Annotated in this window: 17 protein-coding genes; 8 read left to right on the top strand and 9 right to left on the bottom strand. The window is 62.0% G+C overall.

Annotation, left to right across the window (positions count from 1 at the left end):
* Positions 1-35: 35 nt before the first annotated feature.
* On the top strand, positions 36-602 hold the full coding sequence (locus tag DTP52_RS27970) for a pseudouridine synthase (protein ID WP_162893925.1): 567 nt from the start codon (positions 36-38) through the stop codon (positions 600-602).
* Here DTP52_RS27970 and DTP52_RS27965 read toward each other — a convergent pair.
* Both DTP52_RS27965 and DTP52_RS27960 read right to left on the bottom strand, forming a co-directional pair.
* On the bottom strand, positions 597-806 hold the full coding sequence (locus DTP52_RS27965) for a DUF2788 domain-containing protein (RefSeq protein WP_003185724.1): 210 nt from the start codon (positions 804-806) through the stop codon (positions 597-599). The genes DTP52_RS27970 and DTP52_RS27965 overlap by 6 nt on opposite strands.
* 256 nt (positions 807-1,062) lie before the next feature.
* Complete coding sequence (locus DTP52_RS27960; protein WP_003185723.1) at positions 1,063-1,542, bottom strand: Lrp/AsnC family transcriptional regulator; 480 nt, start codon at positions 1,540-1,542, stop codon at positions 1,063-1,065.
* Positions 1,543-1,956: 414 nt separating this feature from the next.
* Here DTP52_RS27960 and DTP52_RS27950 point away from each other — a divergent pair, with 414 nt between their 5' ends.
* The gene (locus DTP52_RS27950) at positions 1,957-2,967 is read left to right on the top strand and encodes a DUF6515 family protein (RefSeq protein WP_109756265.1); all 1,011 of its coding nucleotides are present in this window, start codon (positions 1,957-1,959) and stop codon (positions 2,965-2,967) included.
* A gap of 129 nt (positions 2,968-3,096) precedes the next feature.
* Here the strand turns inward: DTP52_RS27950 and DTP52_RS27945 are convergent, their stop codons facing one another.
* Both DTP52_RS27945 and DTP52_RS27940 read right to left on the bottom strand, forming a co-directional pair.
* Positions 3,097-3,990 carry a cation diffusion facilitator family transporter gene (locus DTP52_RS27945; RefSeq protein WP_109756264.1) on the bottom strand — a complete coding sequence of 298 codons (894 nt, stop codon included), beginning with the start codon at positions 3,988-3,990 and terminating at the stop codon, positions 3,097-3,099.
* A 28-nt stretch (positions 3,991-4,018) separates the two neighbouring features.
* Complete coding sequence (locus DTP52_RS27940; RefSeq protein WP_109756263.1) at positions 4,019-4,438, bottom strand: polyribonucleotide nucleotidyltransferase; 420 nt, start codon at positions 4,436-4,438, stop codon at positions 4,019-4,021.
* 95 nt (positions 4,439-4,533) lie between these two features.
* On the opposite strand from DTP52_RS27940, the gene hrpB reads away from it, so the two are divergent.
* Positions 4,534-7,053 carry an ATP-dependent helicase HrpB gene (hrpB, locus tag DTP52_RS27935; protein ID WP_109756262.1) on the top strand — a complete coding sequence of 840 codons (2,520 nt, stop codon included), beginning with the start codon at positions 4,534-4,536 and terminating at the stop codon, positions 7,051-7,053.
* 18 nt (positions 7,054-7,071) lie between these two features.
* Here hrpB and DTP52_RS27930 read toward each other — a convergent pair whose 3' ends face one another.
* The 3 genes from DTP52_RS27930 to DTP52_RS27920 form a co-directional block, all read right to left on the bottom strand.
* Complete coding sequence (locus tag DTP52_RS27930) at positions 7,072-8,307, bottom strand: hypothetical protein (protein ID WP_109756261.1); 1,236 nt, start codon at positions 8,305-8,307, stop codon at positions 7,072-7,074.
* Positions 8,308-8,320: 13 nt separating this feature from the next.
* A complete protein-coding gene (locus tag DTP52_RS27925) occupies positions 8,321-9,400 on the bottom strand; it encodes an endonuclease/exonuclease/phosphatase family protein (RefSeq protein WP_109756260.1) in 1,080 nt (359 codons plus the stop codon).
* A 90-nt stretch (positions 9,401-9,490) separates the two neighbouring features.
* Positions 9,491-10,153, bottom strand: a complete 663-nt coding sequence (locus tag DTP52_RS27920; protein ID WP_109756259.1) for a YciC family protein — start codon at positions 10,151-10,153, stop codon at positions 9,491-9,493.
* A 176-nt stretch (positions 10,154-10,329) separates the two neighbouring features.
* Between DTP52_RS27920 and DTP52_RS27915 the strand changes: the two genes are divergently transcribed.
* The 3 genes from DTP52_RS27915 to DTP52_RS27905 all read left to right on the top strand — a co-directional run bounded on the left by DTP52_RS27915 (position 10,330) and on the right by DTP52_RS27905 (position 12,329).
* Positions 10,330-11,088 carry a DUF2076 domain-containing protein gene (locus tag DTP52_RS27915; protein WP_109756258.1) on the top strand — a complete coding sequence of 253 codons (759 nt, stop codon included), beginning with the start codon at positions 10,330-10,332 and terminating at the stop codon, positions 11,086-11,088.
* Positions 11,089-11,215: 127 nt separating this feature from the next.
* Positions 11,216-11,695, top strand: coding sequence for an NYN domain-containing protein (locus tag DTP52_RS27910; RefSeq protein ID WP_053182045.1), 480 nt, complete (start codon positions 11,216-11,218; stop codon positions 11,693-11,695).
* A 22-nt stretch (positions 11,696-11,717) separates the two neighbouring features.
* Positions 11,718-12,329, top strand: coding sequence for a PolC-type DNA polymerase III (locus DTP52_RS27905; protein WP_109756257.1), 612 nt, complete (start codon positions 11,718-11,720; stop codon positions 12,327-12,329).
* A 132-nt stretch (positions 12,330-12,461) separates the two neighbouring features.
* Here the strand turns inward: DTP52_RS27905 and DTP52_RS27900 are convergent, their stop codons facing one another.
* Entirely contained in the window at positions 12,462-12,914 is a 453-nt protein-coding gene (locus DTP52_RS27900) for an Lrp/AsnC family transcriptional regulator (RefSeq protein WP_109756256.1), read from the bottom strand.
* Positions 12,915-13,074: 160 nt separating this feature from the next.
* Here DTP52_RS27900 and yedA point away from each other — a divergent pair, with 160 nt between their 5' ends.
* Together yedA and DTP52_RS27890 are read left to right on the top strand one after the other, a co-directional pair.
* Positions 13,075-13,977 (top strand): drug/metabolite exporter YedA, encoded by a 903-nt coding sequence (gene yedA, locus DTP52_RS27895; protein ID WP_109756255.1) that lies wholly within the window; start codon positions 13,075-13,077, stop codon positions 13,975-13,977.
* A gap of 58 nt (positions 13,978-14,035) precedes the next feature.
* On the top strand, positions 14,036-15,373 hold the full coding sequence (locus DTP52_RS27890) for a DEAD/DEAH box helicase (RefSeq protein ID WP_109756254.1): 1,338 nt from the start codon (positions 14,036-14,038) through the stop codon (positions 15,371-15,373).
* A 124-nt stretch (positions 15,374-15,497) separates the two neighbouring features.
* On the opposite strand, the gene DTP52_RS27885 is transcribed toward DTP52_RS27890, so the two are convergent.
* Positions 15,498-16,739, bottom strand: a complete 1,242-nt coding sequence (locus tag DTP52_RS27885; protein ID WP_109756253.1) for a TIGR03862 family flavoprotein — start codon at positions 16,737-16,739, stop codon at positions 15,498-15,500.
* Positions 16,740-16,882 lie beyond the last annotated feature (143 nt).

Genomic DNA, 16,882 nt, shown 5'->3' with positions numbered 1-16,882 from the left:
CTGGCGCGAAACCTCCAGCTTCCGCGCCGCGCCGTGTGGCCAAGGCGCCGCCGGCCGAGCCAAAACTGATCCTGTTCAACAAACCTTTCGATGTGCTGACGCAATTCAGTGACGGTGAGGGGCGGGCGACGCTCAAGGATTTTATCGACGTACCGGGCATCTACCCGGCCGGACGGCTGGATCGCGACAGCGAAGGCTTGCTGTTGCTGACCAACGACGGGCAACTGCAGGCACGCATTGCCGATCCCAAACACAAGCTGGCCAAGACCTACTGGGTGCAAGTGGAGGGCGAGCCGAGTGCCGAGCAATTGCAGCGTTTGCGCGCCGGGGTGGAGTTGAACGACGGCATGACCTTGCCGGCCGAGGCCCGCCAACTGGACGAACCGCAATTGTGGCCGCGCAATCCGCCGGTTCGTTTTCGTAAAAGCGTGCCCACGAGTTGGCTGGAGCTGGTGATTCGCGAAGGACGCAACCGTCAGGTGCGACGCATGACCGCCGCCGTGGGCTTGCCGACATTGCGCCTGGTGCGTGTCAGGATCGGCGACTGGACGATCGAAGGGCTTGACCAGGGCCAGTGGAAAGAAGTGCCGGCGCGCTTATAGCGCCCCGGATTCGATCAGGCCGATCACCACGCTCTTGATGACGAATGCGGCTACGCCGAGGCCTAGTACGAAAAACAGGATGAATGAGCCGAAACGTCCGGCCTTGGACTTCTTCGCCAGGTCCCAGACGATGAAGCCCATGAAAATGATCAGGATGCTGACCAGGCCGGTCATCATCCACTCTTCGAAAACAGCAGGATCCATCAGGACACTCCGGCGTGAGCGGGATTGAAAAGGCGCGGCGAGTATACGGCATGGGGGGCGGGCGAGGGATTGACCTGCGGCGGTGTGTCGCAGCTATTCGTCGCGTGCTGTAGATTTTGTGGCGAGGGGATTTATCCCCGCTGGGCTGCGAAGCGGCCCCTAAACCGAGCAACTCAGTGTGCCAGGAAGATTGAATTTACTGCTTCAGGGCTGCTGCGCAGCCCAGCGGGGATAAATCCCCTCGCCACAAAAGCAGTCAGCTACGCAGATGAGTCAACGGCAGTTCAGTGCTGTTGAGCACCTGGTTCAGCACAAAACTCGAGCGCACGCTGGTAACGCCATCGATGCGCGTCAGGTGTCCCAGCAGCAGCTTCTGGTAATGGTCCATGTCCGGCACCACCACCTTGAGCTGGTAGTCCGCGTCCATCCCGGTCACCAGGCTGCATTCCAGCACTTGCGGCAGGTTGCGGATGGCGGCTTCGAAGTTTTCGAAACGTTCAGGGGTGTGGCGGTCCATGCCGATCAGCACATAAGCCGTCAGGCTCAGGCCCAGCAGCTTGCGGTCGAGCAGGGCGACCTGGCGGGTGATGTAGCCGTCATCCTCCAACTGCTTGACCCGTCGCGAGCAGGGGGAGGGCGACAGGCCGATGCGTTCGGCCAGTTCCTGGTTGGAGATGCGCGCGTCGCGCTGCAATTCCGCCAGAATGCTCAGGTCGTAACGGTCGAGTTTGCTCATCGGTTGGGCCTTTATCTTGATAATTGCGGCAGATTATCTATCCGAGGTTAAAAATTGCGCAAGTGATGTTTATTTCCGCAATCTTCGCAATCATCCGTCGACGCTCCAGGCTTATGCTTACCACCAAGATCACTGCTCGGACAAACAGTCCAGTGCAGCCCGCCCAATCAGGCCGGCTGCGGTCGCAGTACCCACCGGTACTGGCAGGCCCCCGAGCTGCACACTGTCCAGAAGACGGCGTGAGGTGAGCCGACGTCATAAGCGTCGAGCACGGACGAAATTCTCAAGGGGAGGCCGACGGGCCTCCCTTTTTTAATGCCTGCGAAATAAACCCCGCGGCTGATAATCTGTCGCAGAACCGGCCTGGGCTTTTCCAGTCTTATCTTCAGGCCCTGAACCGTTGTGAGGAATTTCATGAAGTCGCGCATCTGGCGTTTGGCAGGTGTTGGTCTGTTGTGGGCAAGTGTCAGTGCGCAGGGAATGGCCGACGATCAGCAAAACCGAGGCGGCCCGGACGGCGGTCGCGGGCAGGACGGGCGCGGCGGCAACGGCCAGGGTTACTCGGGCCAGCCGCGGCCGCAGAGCAACGAAATCATCCGGGGCGACAACAGTCGTCAGTTCGAGGTCAAGCCGCAGCCGCCGTACCAGGGCGGCCAACATTATGATCGTGGACCTCAAGACCCCAACGGCCATGGCCGCCCGCAACCGCAGCCTGGCAACAACCTGCCGATCCAGGGCCGGCCCGACAGCGTGACCCAGACCCGCGAACCGCAACCGGGGTATTACCGCGACATCCCTCGTCGCAACGACGGCTATCCGAACGCAGGTCCGCGGCCTGACCATGATGGCCGTCCCGATCAACATTGGCCTGGTCGACCGGGTGGGCATGGCAACGGCTGGGGCCCGGGGCCGCAATACCGGCCGGGTTATGTGATCGACCGTTTCCCGGATCGCAACTACCGCGTGCCCTATCGCGGCCAGGATTATTTCTACTCGGGCGGCTACTGGTATCGTCCCCAAGGGCCGCGCTACGTGGTGGTGCAGCCGCCGCGAGGCATCCGTACCCGTTACCTGCCCGATTACGCCAGGGAAGTGTGGATCGGCAGCTCGCTGTTCTTTCTCGCCGCGGGTGCCTATTACATCTACGAAGCCAATACCCAGGATTACGTCGTGGTCGAGCCGCCTGTGGCCAACCCGCAACCTCAGCCCCAGGGCAACAGCTTTGACGTGGTGGCTTATCCGGCCAACGGCCAGTCCCCCGAGCAGGTCAATCAGGATGGCTACGACTGCTATCGCTGGGCGGTGCAGCAGAGCGGTTTCGATCCGCGCAATTACACCTATCCACCGGCGCCGGAAGTGGTGCAGACCTATCGGCAGGCCCAGGGCAGTTGCTTGAGCAGTCGTGGGTATCAGGTGACGTACTGATCACACGGTATAGAAGCAGTTCCCTGTGGCGAGGGAGCTTGCTCCCGCTGGCCTGCGCAGCAGGCCCAGGATCTTGCGGTCGCTGCGCAACCGAGCGGGAGCAAGCTCCCTCGCCACGGGTGTTGGGCATCAAGCGCTGGCGCGCTTCACCACTTCCGAAGGATCGGCATGCACCAGCACTTCGGCCTTTGGATAAGCATTGTGGATAGCATCGGCGGCCTGGTCGCTGATGCCGTGGGCCACTGACAGGGTCAAATCCCCTGGCAATTCCAGGTGCAATTGCACGAACCAGTGGTTGCCGGAGATCCGCGTGCGCAGGTCGTGGGCACCGAGCACGCCGGGCACGGCGCAGGCCAGTTCCAGCATATGTTGGCTGACGTCGGGCGGCAGTTCCTCATCCATCAGCACCGCGAAGCTTTCCCGGGCGATCTGGATGGCGCTCCACAGGATGTACGCCGCGATGCCCAGGCCGAACCAGGCGTCCAGTTGATACCAGCCGAACCCCGCCAATACCAGGGCGACCAGGATGCTGCCGTTGAGCAACAAGTCGGAGCGATAGTGCAGCGAGTCGGCGCGCACGGCGTTGGAGCCGGTGGCGCGGATGACCCGATGCTGCAACGCCAACAAAGCCAGGGTCAGCCCGAGGGAAAACACGATTACGCCGACGCTGAGCCAGGGCGCGTCCACCGGCACCGGGTTTTTCAGGCGTTCGAAGGCCTGCAAGGCGATCAATACCGCACTGCCGCCGATGAACAGCGCCTGGGCCATCCCGGCCAGGGACTCGGCCTTGCCGTGACCGTAGCGATGGTCATCGTCGGCGGGGCGCAGGGCGTAATGCACCGCCAGCAGATTGAGCAGCGAAGTGACGCCGTCCAGTGCCGAGTCGGTCAGCCCGGCGAGCATGCTCACCGAGCCGCTGAGCCACCAGGCCAACGCCTTGGCGACGACCAGGATAAGTGCCACGGCCACCGAGGCCCGGGTGGCCAGGCGTAGCAGGCGAGCGTGTTCGGAGCTGGCGGTCATGGCGCGGTCGTTCCTTCTGTGGCGCCGGTCATGCGGCCGGTTTGAGACCGAGCGCGGCCAGTTGTTGCGCGCTGCCCTTGTGCTGGATCAACCGTGGATCGTCCAGCGGGAAGCTGCGGCCCAGTTCGTGTTCCAGGATTGCCTGCAACTTGTGGTTATTGACGGTGCCGTCGGGGTTGATGGCCGGCTTGAGTTTTTCTGGCTCGATCTGGACGCTTTTGCCCGGTTCGAAATAAATGGCGCCGGTGGCGAAGTCCACGGCGAAGGCGATCAGGCCAGGGATGATGTAGAACAGCAGGCCGACGGCATCGAGCGCGGCAATCGCCGGGTCGATCTTGCCATCAATCTGGCCGCGACGGTCCGGGTAGAAGATCGAGCCACAGGCGCTGATCTGAGTCAGCAGGGAGGCGACCAGCACGCCACCGATCACGCGAAAGGGAATACGCATAGCAATCTCCTGAACAGGTAAAGGCGTTGCTGGTTGGAGTCCAGACCACGCTAAACAGTTCGCCGTTATACTCGGCCCTCTGTTTTGGAGCCAGCATGATTTCTTTGCCGATTGATGAAGTTTTACCCGCCCTGCGTCAAGCCTTGGCATCGCGCCACGAAGCCGTGCTCGAGGCGCCGCCCGGTGCCGGTAAAACCACCCGTGTGCCCCTGGCCCTGCTGAACGAGCCCTGGCTGGCCGGGCAGACCATCCTGATGCTCGAACCCCGGCGCCTGGCGGCACGGGCGGCGGCCGAGCGACTGGCCAGTGAACTGGGGGAAAAGGTCGGTGAAACCGTCGGCTACCGGATTCGCCTCGACAGCAAGGTCGGGCCCCGGACCCGCATCGAGGTGGTCACCGAAGGCATCCTCACTCGCCGCTTGCAGGATGATCCGGCGTTGGAAGGCGTGGGGCTGCTGATTTTCGATGAGTTCCACGAACGCAGCCTCGATGCCGACCTGGCCTTGGCCTTGAGCCTCAACGGCCGAGAGCTGTTTCGTGACGACCAGCCGCTGAAGATTCTGCTGATGTCCGCCACCCTGGAAGGGGAGCGCCTGGCCGGGTTGCTGGACGATGCGCCGATCCTGCGCAGCGAAGGGCGTATGTTCCCGGTGGCGGTGCGTTGGGGGCGGCCGTTTCAACCCGGTGAATTCATCGAGCCGCGACTGGTGCAGACCGTGCTGGAAGCGCTGCACGATGAAACCGGCAGCGTCCTGGTGTTCTTGCCCGGCCAGGCGGAAATCCGCAGGGTCCATCAACAACTGGCCGAGGCCTTGGGCGAAAACACCGATGTGCTGCTCTGCCCGCTGCATGGCGAGCTGGACCTGGCCTCCCAACGCGCCGCCATCGACCCTGCGCCACCGGGCCAGCGCAAAGTGGTGCTGGCCACCAACATCGCCGAAACCAGCCTGACCATCAACGGCGTACGAGTGGTGATCGACGCTGGCCTGGCGCGGGTGCCGCGTTTCGACCCGGGCAGCGGCATGACCCGTCTCGACACCCAGCGCGTTTCCCGGGCCAGCGCCACCCAGCGGGCCGGACGGGCCGGTCGATTGGAACCGGGCGTGTGCTATCGATTGTGGTCCGAAGACCAGCATGAACAACTGGCTGCTTACGGCAGTGCGGAGATTCTTTCGGCGGATTTGGCCGGGTTGGCCCTGCAACTGGGGCGCTGGGGTGTGGCGCCGCAGCAATTGGTCTGGCTCGATGTCCCGCCGGCCGCTGCATATGCCCAGGCCCAGGATCTGCTGCAACGCCTGGGCGCGCTGGAGGGCGAGCAACTGACCCGCCACGGCCAGGCCATGGCCGAACTACCAGCCCACCCGCGCATCGCGCATCTGCTGCTGCGCGGCCAGGCGCTCGGGCTGGCGGACATGGCCTGTAACGTCGCTGCGCTGCTGGGCGAGCGCGATATTCTGCGTGGCGCCGGTGCGGATCTGCACAGTCGCCTGGCCTTGTTGTCCGGCGAAGAACGAGCGGCGCGTGGCGCCCAGGGTGGGGTGCAGCGGGCGCGGCAACTGGCCCGGCAGTATCGCGGTTATCTACGGGGCAAGGCCGAAGAAGCGGTGGCCGATCCCGATCATCCACGCTGGCTCGGTGCGTTGCTGGCGCTGGCCTACCCCGACCGCGTCGCCCAGCAGCGCCGGCCCGGCGGCGCGGAATATCGCTTGGCCAATGGCCGTGCGGCGCTGTTTGCCGAAGCTGACAGCCTGATGAAACAAGCGTGGCTGGTGATCGCCGACCTGGGCAGCCGCCATGGCCAGCGGGAAGAGCGGATCTACCTGGCGACGGATTTCGACCCGGCGTTGTTCGATTCGGTATTGGCCGAGCAAGTCCGTGTTGTGGATCAACTGGATTGGGACGAGCGTGAAGGTGTGCTGCGTGCCGAGCGCCAGCGCAAGGTCGGCGAACTGGTGCTCAGCCGCGAGCCATTGATCGGCCTGGATGAGTCAGCCCGTAGCCAGGCCCTGGTAAACCTGGTGCGTCGCAAGGGCCTGGAATTGTTGCCCTGGACCCCGGAACTGCGGCAATGGCAGGCGCGGGTGGCGCTGCTGCGTCGCCTGGACCTGGAGGCCAAGGGCGAGAGCGAGTGGCCGGATGTCAGCGACGTGGCGTTACTGGACAGTCTCGAACATTGGCTGATGCCGTATCTGGGGCGAGTCTCGCGCCTCAGTCACTTCGCCAACCTGGACTTGTCCAGCATCGTTCACAACCTGTTGCCCTGGCCCCTGCCGCAACGCCTGGATGAACTGGCGCCGCACCATTTGAGCGTGCCCTCGGGCTCGTCCATCCGGCTGGACTACAGCGAGCACCCGCCGATCCTGGCGGTGCGCTTGCAGGAGCTCTTCGGCCTGGCCGACACCCCGCGCATTGCCGGCGGGCGGCAGGCGGTCAAGTTGCACCTGTTGTCACCGGCGCGGCGACCGGTGCAGGTGACCCAGGACCTGGCGAATTTCTGGCGCAGCACCTACGCCGAGGTGAAGAAGGACCTCAAGGGGCGCTATCCCAAGCATTACTGGCCGGACGACCCCCTGGTGGCGGAGGCGACGGCGCGGGTCAAGCCGCGTAAACCCTAGTGCCCTGTATCACAAAGACTATTTCAGATGCCTCGAGACGATATCTGCAATCAAAAGACCTATTTTTTCGCTGAAGGCCACTGATACCTGACCGTTGGCATACTGGATCCTGGCCGGTGCGAGGGATTCGTCGCTTTCGGTCACGCCCTTTACAACGGCATATCCATTGACCGATACGGTCAGGCGAACTCTCTTGACCGACAAGCCATGGCCAAAGTCCTTTTGCAGGACGTCCGCCGGGACAATGCCTGAAATTCTGGGGTCCGCTAGCGGCGAGCTTGCATCTCTATCGTAGTGGTTGAAGAACCGCTCGATGAGTACGCCCTCTACCTGCTCGAATGTGAACGCCAGGTTGTCGAAAAGTCGGTGTGGGTCGAATTCCTGTGTTCTCAGGCAGAACGTCAAGACCTTCAAGATGACTTGCGACCCTTTGAAATTAGGGTTGCCCGCAGGCGGATGAGTGCTTTCGGAGAAATGGAGCCGGGTCAGGTACAGGGCATCGTCCTTGACCAGGATATTCAAGTCGATCCTGGGTGGCGTGGGTTTTATCCCGGCGGATTTAATGCCGTACCATTCATAAAATCCGCCGAACCGGTCATGAATGGGGGTATTGGGTTTGCGCCCGTTGTTGATGTCGGATTCGTAATACAGCATGTTGGAACACAGTGATTCCGCCAGTTCTTCAGTCGGCGAGATATGCGTCCAGGGCCACTCCTCGATGGAAGCGAAGCGTTCGTCTTCCGTTTCGATCTGGTGCCTGAGATGGTGTGTCCCGGAACCGGCTAGATAGCAGGTTCCAAAGTTCTTGGTGGTTATCGTGGCTTCGGGGCGGTGGATGTAGGCGCGCTTGGCACCTTTTCCATCCAGTAGAACGCCCAGCATATGGAATGCACCCGCGGTCCTGCCCATGCCCATTAGAGCCTGGTCGATCGTGTCGGCATCTATCAGGGCATCCGGTTGATAGCTGAGTTTTGTCTCGATCGACCCTGCCAGCGCCACCCAGAATTCATAAGCCGATCGACAATCCCCTGCAAAGGCGAGCATGCCGCTGTTGTTCTTCAGGATGTAGGTTTTTCGACCCATGCGCGCGATATGAAACGGACCGTCGGCGTCATGCCAATCAGTGGGTATCAACCCCAGTGAAGGAACCCATACAGACATCGATTTGCGCATGTCCGGACCGTCCGCGCTGATCAAACAGTCGGCGATCAAGTGCGGGTCATTCTCGGGGTTGATCAGGGCGATTACCGTCATGGTGACACTCCGTTCATGGCATTGCCGGCAACAAGAACCGCGCAATCACCGGCAAATGATCGGAGATGCGCAAGGTATCGTCCTGCCTTACCTGAGCTTCAACCCGTTTGATCCGCGGGCTGTAGAACAGGTAGTCGACGGTGCGGTCGGGGCCGTTGAGGCCGGGGTCGTTCGGGTAGTGGGTCAGCCAGTGTTCGCGGTCGATGCCGCTGGCCTCGTTGTTGGTGGGGATCATCGGGTATTTGTCCCACAACAGGTGCAAGGGGCTGTCGGCGGAGTAGGGCGTGCGTTGCTCGGACGGCAGGCGCCGGTACTGGCCCAGGGGCAACTGGTTGAAGTCGCCGCCGATCAACCAGGGCGTGCCCGCCGATTCGAATTTATCCAGTGTCTTGGCGACGGCGGTGATTTGTCTGGGCGGGGTTTCTTCCGGCTCGGTGGCCCGTTCCAGATGCGTGTTGAGCACCGCCAGTTGGCCGCCATCGCTCAGTGGCAGATAGCTCACCAACAAGGCATTTTTCGGCTGGAACTGACGGCTGATGAAGTTGGCGTCGGCCACCGGCAGTTGTACTCGTTCGGCGTGTTCGATGCGGTAGCGGCTCAGGGTCGCCAGTTGCCGGCCGACGCTGCCGAAGATATGCGGGTTGGGGATGAAGTCGGCCTTCCAGTCGAAGGCACTGGTGCCGCACGGGTAGAGGTCGGCCAGGCGTTCCTGCAACAGCTTGAGCTGGTCCTGGTAATCGCTGGCCTTGGCGCCCTTGTCCAGTTCCTGGAGCAGCACGATGTCCGGTTGCTCGTCGCGGATCACCCGTGCCACTTCGTCGAGGCTGAAGGCCATGTCTTCCAGGGTCGGGCTTTCATCGTCGCCCTGGGCCAGGTCATTCCAGAACACGTAGCGCTTGCCGGCGAGGAACTGAACGTTCCAGGTCATCACCTTCAACGCCTGGCCGGGCACCAGCGGTGCCGCGTTGGCGGTGCAACTGACCGGCACGGTTTCCCGGGGCTGTGGTCGCCAGGTCAGGCCGTAGATCGACAGGGCGGCCAGGCTGAGGATCAACAGCAGGCCCAGCAAGGTGTAGCGCAGTAGACGGGTCATGGCTCGGCTTATGGGCGAAACGCGAAAGTGCTCCCGAGCATAACCGAGAGCGGTTCTCAAGCCCAAGCCCAGGGCCTTCGCAGTGTGCGATCAGCGGTTATCAGGTTTGGCCTCGATCAACATGAACATGCGGAAAAGCACCACGCTGGTGAACAGTTGCAGGAAACTGTGGACGCTGTCGATCAGCAGGCTGAGCACGGGGTTCTGGGGCGAAGGATACACCGAGACGCTGACGCCCTTGAGCAGCCATAGCGGGCCCATCACCGCGAGAATGCACAGCAGGATCCGCCAGAAGTTGCCGCGGGACAGGTTCAGGCTTTCCTTCATCGCGGCCAGGGGTGTCAGGCCCCTGAGGACCAACAGGTATTCACTGAAGGCCAGGGTCACCATCAGCCACAGGCCAGGCAGGAAGTACAGCGAAAGCCCCACCAGGATCAACAGCGTGTTGAGGGCCGTCAGCAAGGCAAAGCGTGGCCACAGGGTCAGGGCCGTTGCGAGCAAGTCACGGGTGCGTGGCGCTTCACCGCGGCTGCGGGCGTCGAGAAACAGGATCAACGCGGCGGTGTACAAGGGGTAGACCAGGAGCCCGACGATCACGCTGTAGCCGGGGAAACCCTCGGGGCCGACGGCGTTGTCCACGCCTTGCTGCAGCACAGCCTCGAGTATGACCAACGGCAGGCACAATTGGGCGATCCGGCCCAGATGGCGCTTGAAGAAATACAAAGAGTCGCGCAACACGTCAAACGGATTCATGAGTCGGTATCGCAGTTCAAAAAAGCGGTTCGACACTTTAACCGATCAGGCGCCCGCACAAGCAAACGTAAACATCAGGTAAAGACCATTGAAACCTTTTTGGCGAGCCCCATTACTGGTGGGCACCGGTCTTCGGGATCGGAATGGTTTCTACCCGGCAATCTAACGAGGTCGCCATGAACAGCGAAGAACAAACCCTGATCGATGGACTGTTTTCACGGCTGCAACAGGCCGAAAAGGAATCAGCCCCGCGTGACGCCCAGGCCGAGGCGCGGATCAAGGAGCACATGGTCAGCCAGCCAGCGGCGGGCTATTTCATGGCCCAGGCGATTCTGGTGCAGGAGGCCGCGATCAAGCGCCTCGATGAACAGAACAAGCAACTGAGCCAGCAAGTCGAGCAATTGCAGGCCGAGCTGCAACAGGCCCGCAAACAGACGTCGGCGCCCAGCGGCGGCGGTGGTTTTCTCTCGAGTATTTTCGGTGGCAGCTCGCGGGATTCACGCCCATCGAGCCCGCCGGCCTCCAGTGGGGGCGGCTGGCGCGAACCGGCGCCGTCGTCCTTCAATGCTCCGCCCCAACAGGGCTTCGGCGCGCCGCCCGGCAATTACGGCGCACCGCAACAGCAGGCCCCGGCAGCGAGCAGCTTCCTGGGCGGCGCCCTGAAAACCGCAACGGGCGTGGCCGGCGGCGTGATGCTGGCCCAAGGCATCAGCAGCCTGTTCCACAGCGGCCAGCAACCGCAGGAAATCGTCGAAGTCATCAAGGAAGAGCCGGCCCAACCGGTCAACGACACTGCCAACAGCAGCGACAACGGCTGGGGTGATGATCAGCGGGTGGCCGATAACGACACCTATGGCAACGACCAGGGTGGTTTCAGCGACGCGGACTACAGCGACGATTCTTCTTTCTTCGGCGACGACGACTCCTTCGTCTGACCCACCATTCGTCCGGGGCGCCCTGGCGCCTCGGACCGATTATTCGCGGAACAATCCTTCAGGCTGGCATACTGAGCGACTTTCGGCCCAGGTGGTCTGCGTGCGTGTGCATCCAAGAGGAAACGCGGTGAAAAAAATTGCAGTGTTCGCCGATGTCCAGAACCTCTACTACACCGTGCGCCAGGCCTATGGTTGCCATTTCAACTACGCCGCGCTGTGGGCCGATGTGAGCAAGCAGGGGCAGATCGTCGAGGCCTACGCCTATGCGATCGATCGCGGCGACAGCAAACAGCAGCAATTCCAGCAGATCCTGCGCAACCTGGGTTTTGTCGTGAAGCTCAAGCCCTACATCCAGCGCAGCGACGGCTCGGCCAAGGGCGACTGGGACGTGGGCATCACCCTCGACATCATGGACGCCGCCGACCACGTCGATGAAGTGGTGCTGGCCTCCGGTGACGGCGATTTCGACATGCTGCTCGAGCGCATCATCCAAAAGCACGGCGTCCAGGCTGTGGCCTATGGCGTGCCGGGGCTGACCGCCAATTCGCTGATCCGCGCCGCCAGCCGCTACGTGCCCATCGAAGGCGCCTTGCTGCTCAAGAATTGATTTTTACGGAGCTCAGACAGGTTTGGAACGCATCGCAGTCATCGACTTTGAAACCACCGGCATCACGCCAAGCAGCAGTTGTCGGGCCACCGAAATTGCCGTGGTGATCCTTGAGCAGGGCCGGATCGTCGACCGCTACCAGAGCCTGTTGAATGCCGGCGTGCGCGTCCCGGCGTTTATCGAGCAACTGACCGGCATCAGCAATGCCATGCTGCGCAGCGCACCGTCGGCGGAAAAGGTGATGAACGAGGTCAACGAGTTCGTCGGCATCACGCCGCTGCTGGCTCACAACGCTGCGTTCGACCAGAAGTTCTGGGACTTCGAACTGGGGCGAATCAAACGCACCCGCTTGCAGAATTTTGCCTGTTCACTGTTGCTGGCCCGACGCTTGATGCCGGCGGCGCCGAACCACAAACTCGGCACCCTCAACGCGTTCGCTGGCCTGCCCCACACCGGCCAGGCTCACCGGGCCATGGCCGACGCCGAAATGGCCGCCAACCTCACCGCGCACCTGGCCTCGGAACTGCGGCAAAAGCATGGGCTGCGGGAGTTGTCCCATGATTTGCTGTGCAGCTTGCAGAAAGTGCCGGCGGCGAAGATCAACGAGCATCTCAAGCGGCATCGCGGGTTCTAAACACACCACAAAACAAAAACTGTGGGAGCGAGCCTGCTCGCGATAGCGTTGGATCAGCCAACATCAATGTCGACTGACATACCGCAATCGCGAGCAGGCTCGCCCCCACAGTTTTGATTTGTGTTGGGTCGTTTATTTCCCGTTGCCTTCCAGCTGCCCCAACGGCACACGCTTTTCAATGGCGCTGGACAGCACGATCGAGGTCTTGCTGAAGCCGAACTTGGCGATGCGGTTGATCAGCTCTTCCAGCTCCGGCATAGAACCGACCGCCGCTTGCATGATCACGCACGGATCGCCGGTCACCCGATGGCATTCGGTCAGTTGTGGGATCTTGCACAGTTCGTCGTAAGTCTTCTGTTTACCGTGCTGGTCCATCCGCAGTTCGATGACGCATTGGATCGGCAGGCCGATTTTCGCCATGTCGACTTTGGCTTGATAGCCGGTAATCACGCCGCTGGTTTCCAGCTTGCTGACTCGCTCGGCCACGGCGGGGGCCGACAGGTTCACTTTGCGGGCCAGTTCGGCGTAGGACGCACGACCGTTTTCCAACAAAGCGCTGAGCAGCATGCGGTCGTATTTATCCACGGTTTGGCTTCCGATGACATGACTTTCGAAAGCATGGTTTATAGCGTTTATCTCCGTGTTTTGAAAAGTGTATGGGTCGGATAAACAGGTTTTGTAACTTATTTTCCGTCTGTCGCCTTTCTAGAATAGCGTCTCTCATTGTCCTGACTTCGAGCCGACCATGCCTGGCCCACGCCGTTTTCCTTTGCCATTGATCGCTGCCTTTTTCGCCTTGTACGTCATCTGGGGATCGACCTACCTGGTGATTCGCATCGGTGTCGAGCATTGGCCGCCGCTGTTGCTGGCGGGGATCCGTTTCGTGTTGGCCGGTTCGCTGATGTACGGCTTCCTGCGCTGGCGTGGAGCGCCGGCACCGACTTGGGCGCAATGGAAGGCCGGGGCCATCATTGGCGTGCTGTTGCTCAGTTTCGGTAACGGTGCGGTGAGTGTGGCCGAGCACACGGGCGTGGCATCCGGGGTCGCTGCGCTGGCGGTGGCGACGGTACCTTTGTTTACCCTGCTCTGCGGCTACTTCTGGGGCGCGCGCAATACCCGTCTGGAATGGGCGGGGATTGTGCTGGGGTTGATCGGCATCGCCATGCTCAATCTCGGTTCGAACCTGCAATCGAGCCCGTTGGGCGCGACCTTGCTGGTGTTCGCGGCAGCGTCCTGGGCCTTCGGTTCGGTGCTGAGCAAGCACCTGCCGTTGCCGGCGGGGGCGATGGCCAGCGCCGTGGAAATGCTGGTGGGTGGCGTGGTGCTGTTGATCGGCAGCGTGGCCAGCGGTGAGCATCTGGACAGTATTCCGCCGTTGGAAGGTTGGTTCGCCCTGGCTTACCTGACTTGCTTCGGCTCGATCGTTGCCTTCAACGCCTACATGTACCTGCTCAAGCATGTACGTCCGGCGGCAGCCACCAGTTATGCCTACGTCAACCCGGCCGTGGCGGTGTTGCTGGGCATTGTGTTCGCCGGTGAGACCATCGGCATCGAAGAAGCCCTGGCGATGCTGGTGATCATCAGTGCGGTGGTGTTGATCGGCTTGCCCCAGTGGCGCAAACCCAAGCCTGCGCCGGCCACATCCTGATTTAGGGTAAACTGCCGCGCATTGCACACCTTGCGCTGATTTTTCCTACGGTATTTCCATGACTTTCGCCACCCTTGGCCTGATCGAACCCTTGCTGCGCGCCCTCGAGACGCTTGGTTACCAGACCCCGACTCCGGTGCAGGCCCAAGCCATGCCGGCAGTGCTGGCCGGTCGCGACTTGATGGCCGCCGCCCAGACCGGTACCGGCAAGACCGCCGGTTTCGCCGTGCCGCTGTTGCAACTGCTGACCACCGAGGGACCGAAAGTCGCGGCCAACTCGGTGCGGGCGTTGATCCTGGTGCCGACCCGCGAGCTGGCCGAACAGGTCCATGAAAGCGTGCGTCAGTACGCGCAAAACTTGCCGCTGAGCACTTACGCTGTGTACGGCGGCGTCAGCATCAACCCGCAGATGATGAAGCTGCGCAAAGGCGTCGACCTGCTGGTCGCCACGCCGGGCCGCTTGCTCGACTTGTTCCGCCAGAACGCGCTGAAGTTCAACCAGTTGCAGACCCTGGTGCTGGACGAAGCCGACCGTATGCTCGACCTGGGCTTCTCCGAAGAACTGGCGAATATCTACAAGGCCCTGCCGAAGAAGCGCCAGACCCTGTTGTTCTCGGCAACCTTTTCCGATGCGATCCGCTTGCTGGCCGGGCAGATGCTCAACGATCCGCTGAGCATTGAAGTGAGTCCGCGCAACGTGGCCGCCAACACCGTCAAGCAATGGGTGGTGACGGTGGACAAGAAGCGCAAGCCGGAATTGTTCGTGCACCTGATGCGCAAGAACAAGTGGAAGCAGGTGCTGGTCTTTGCCAAGACGCGCAACGGCGTCGATGCGCTGGTGGAAAAACTCCAGGGCCTGGGCGTCAACGCCGACGGCATCCACGGTGACAAGCCCCAGGCCACCCGCCAGCGTGCCCTGGACCGCTTCAAGGCCAGCGAAGTGCAGATCCTGGTGGCCACCGATGTCGCCGCCCGTGGCCTGGATATCGAGGATTTGCCGTTGGTGGTGAACTTCGACCAGCCGATCGTCGCCGAAGACTACATCCACCGTATCGGTCGTACCGGTCGGGCGGGCGCTACGGGGCAGGCGATTTCTTTGGTCTGCGCCGATGAAGTGAATCTGCTGTCGGCCATCGAGATGCTGACCCGTCAGACATTGCCCCGGCAGATGGAGCAGGACTTCGAGCCTGAGCATCGGGTGCCGGACACTGATGCCAGTGGCCAGGTCATCAAGAAACCGAAAAAGCCGAAGAAACCAAAGGCCTCGGGCGGTGGTGGCAAGCGCAACCTGGGCAAGTGGGTGGACAGCGGCGATTCCTCGCCTGTGGAACCCTCGGTCAAGCCTGTGCGAAAAGTGCCGGTGTTCAATACCGGGCCGCGTAAGCGTAAGCCTTGATGATCTGCTCTATCTGATAAACCACTTTCGCGAGCAGGCTCGCTCCCACATTCGACCGAGTTCTTTCAGAAAGAATGCGATCACTGTGGGAGCGAGCCTGCTCGCGATGGCCGCGCCTCGATCTTCAATCCAGGCGCTGTAACCACTCCACCATGCCCAACCCCGACGCCCGGCCGCTGGCAAAGCACGCCGTGAGCAGGTAGCCGCCGGTCGGCGCTTCCCAATCGAGCATTTCCCCAGCGCAGAACACGCCAGGCATTTGCTTGAGCATCAGGCGTTCATCCAGGGCTTCGAACGCCACGCCACCGGCGCTGCTGATGGCTTCGTCCAAAGGCCGGGTCTTTACCAGGGTGACCGGCAAGGCCTTGATCGCCTGGGCCAGCCGCGCCGGGTCAGCGAAACAATCGGCGGGTGTGAGCTCGCGCAACAGCGCCGCCTTGACCCCATCGATGCCCAACTGACTGTGCAGGTGCTTGGCCATCGAGCGTGAACCGCGAGGCTTGCTCAGGGCTTGCTGGATTTTGTCCACAGGTCGCCCTGGCAGCAGGTCCAGATGAAGCGTTGCGCTGCCGTGTTGGTTGATCGCTTTGCGAATCGCTGCCGACAACGCATAGATCAAGCTGCCTTCGATGCCCGTGGTGGTGATCACGCATTCGCCGAGGCGCGGCACATCGTCGTTCAGGCCGATGGCGATGTTCTTCAGCGGGGCGCCAGCGAATTTGCTGATCATCAGGTCGCTCCAGGCCTCGACCTCGAATCCGCAGTTGCTCGGTTGCAACGGTGCCAGGGCCACGCCGTGCTGTTCCAGCGCCTGCATCCAGGCGCCGTCAGAGCCCAGGCGTGACCAGCTGCCGCCGCCCAGTGCCAGCAGTGTCGCGTCGGGGCGTAGTGTTTTCTCACCTTCCGGACTGGCTATTCGCAAACTGCCATCGGGGTTCCAGCCGAGCCAGCGATGACGGGTGTGGATCACCACGCCGGCATCACGCAGGCGCTTGAGCCAGGCGCGCAACAGCGGGGCGGCTTTCATGTCGGTAGGAAACACTCGGCCGGAGCTGCCGACGAAGGTGTCGATGCCCAACCCGTGAATCCATGTGCACAACTCATCCGCACCGAATGCCCGCAGCAGCGGCGCGAGGTTCGGCGCGCGTTCGCCATAGCGGGACAGGAAGGCCTGGAAGGCTTCGGAGTGGGTGATGTTCATGCCGCCAACGCCAGCCAGCAGGAATTTCCTGCCCACCGATGGCATGCCGTCGTACAGGTCGACCTGGACCCCGACCTGGCTCAACACCTCGGCCGCCATCAGGCCGGCGGGGCCGCCGCCGATGATGGCGATGTTCGGTGTGGAAGGCTTGGCGGTCGAGGTCATGATTTGAACTGTGGGGGCTGGAATAGGCGGGGCATTCTACCAGCACAGATCCCTGTGGGAGCGGGCTTGCTCGCCAATGCGGTGTGTCAGTGACATAAATATCGACTGGCGCACCGCATTCGCGAGCAAGCCCGCTCCCACAG

It is taken from the genome of Pseudomonas sp. 43mfcvi1.1 (assembly GCF_900115935.1).
Lineage (GTDB): Bacteria > Pseudomonadota > Gammaproteobacteria > Pseudomonadales > Pseudomonadaceae > Aquipseudomonas > Aquipseudomonas bijieensis.
The sequence above is the reverse complement of the archived record's forward strand: the minus strand, read 5'-3'. Positions and strand labels throughout refer to the sequence as shown.

Coding starts and splice junctions, on each gene's coding strand:
- DTP52_RS27965 (WP_003185724.1), bottom strand. CDS start 806: ATGGATCCTGCTGTTTTCGAAGAGTGGATGATGACCGGCCTGGTCAGC.
- DTP52_RS27960 (WP_003185723.1), bottom strand. CDS start 1,542: ATGAGCAAACTCGACCGTTACGACCTGAGCATTCTGGCGGAATTGCAG.
- DTP52_RS27950 (WP_109756265.1), top strand. CDS start 1,957: ATGAAGTCGCGCATCTGGCGTTTGGCAGGTGTTGGTCTGTTGTGGGCA.
- DTP52_RS27945 (WP_109756264.1), bottom strand. CDS start 3,990: ATGACCGCCAGCTCCGAACACGCTCGCCTGCTACGCCTGGCCACCCGG.
- DTP52_RS27940 (WP_109756263.1), bottom strand. CDS start 4,438: ATGCGTATTCCCTTTCGCGTGATCGGTGGCGTGCTGGTCGCCTCCCTG.
- hrpB (WP_109756262.1), top strand. CDS start 4,534: ATGATTTCTTTGCCGATTGATGAAGTTTTACCCGCCCTGCGTCAAGCC.
- DTP52_RS27930 (WP_109756261.1), bottom strand. CDS start 8,307: ATGACGGTAATCGCCCTGATCAACCCCGAGAATGACCCGCACTTGATC.
- DTP52_RS27925 (WP_109756260.1), bottom strand. CDS start 9,400: ATGACCCGTCTACTGCGCTACACCTTGCTGGGCCTGCTGTTGATCCTC.
- DTP52_RS27920 (WP_109756259.1), bottom strand. CDS start 10,153: ATGAATCCGTTTGACGTGTTGCGCGACTCTTTGTATTTCTTCAAGCGC.
- DTP52_RS27915 (WP_109756258.1), top strand. CDS start 10,330: ATGAACAGCGAAGAACAAACCCTGATCGATGGACTGTTTTCACGGCTG.
- yedA (WP_109756255.1), top strand. CDS start 13,075: ATGCCTGGCCCACGCCGTTTTCCTTTGCCATTGATCGCTGCCTTTTTC.
- DTP52_RS27890 (WP_109756254.1), top strand. CDS start 14,036: ATGACTTTCGCCACCCTTGGCCTGATCGAACCCTTGCTGCGCGCCCTC.
- DTP52_RS27885 (WP_109756253.1), bottom strand. CDS start 16,739: ATGACCTCGACCGCCAAGCCTTCCACACCGAACATCGCCATCATCGGC.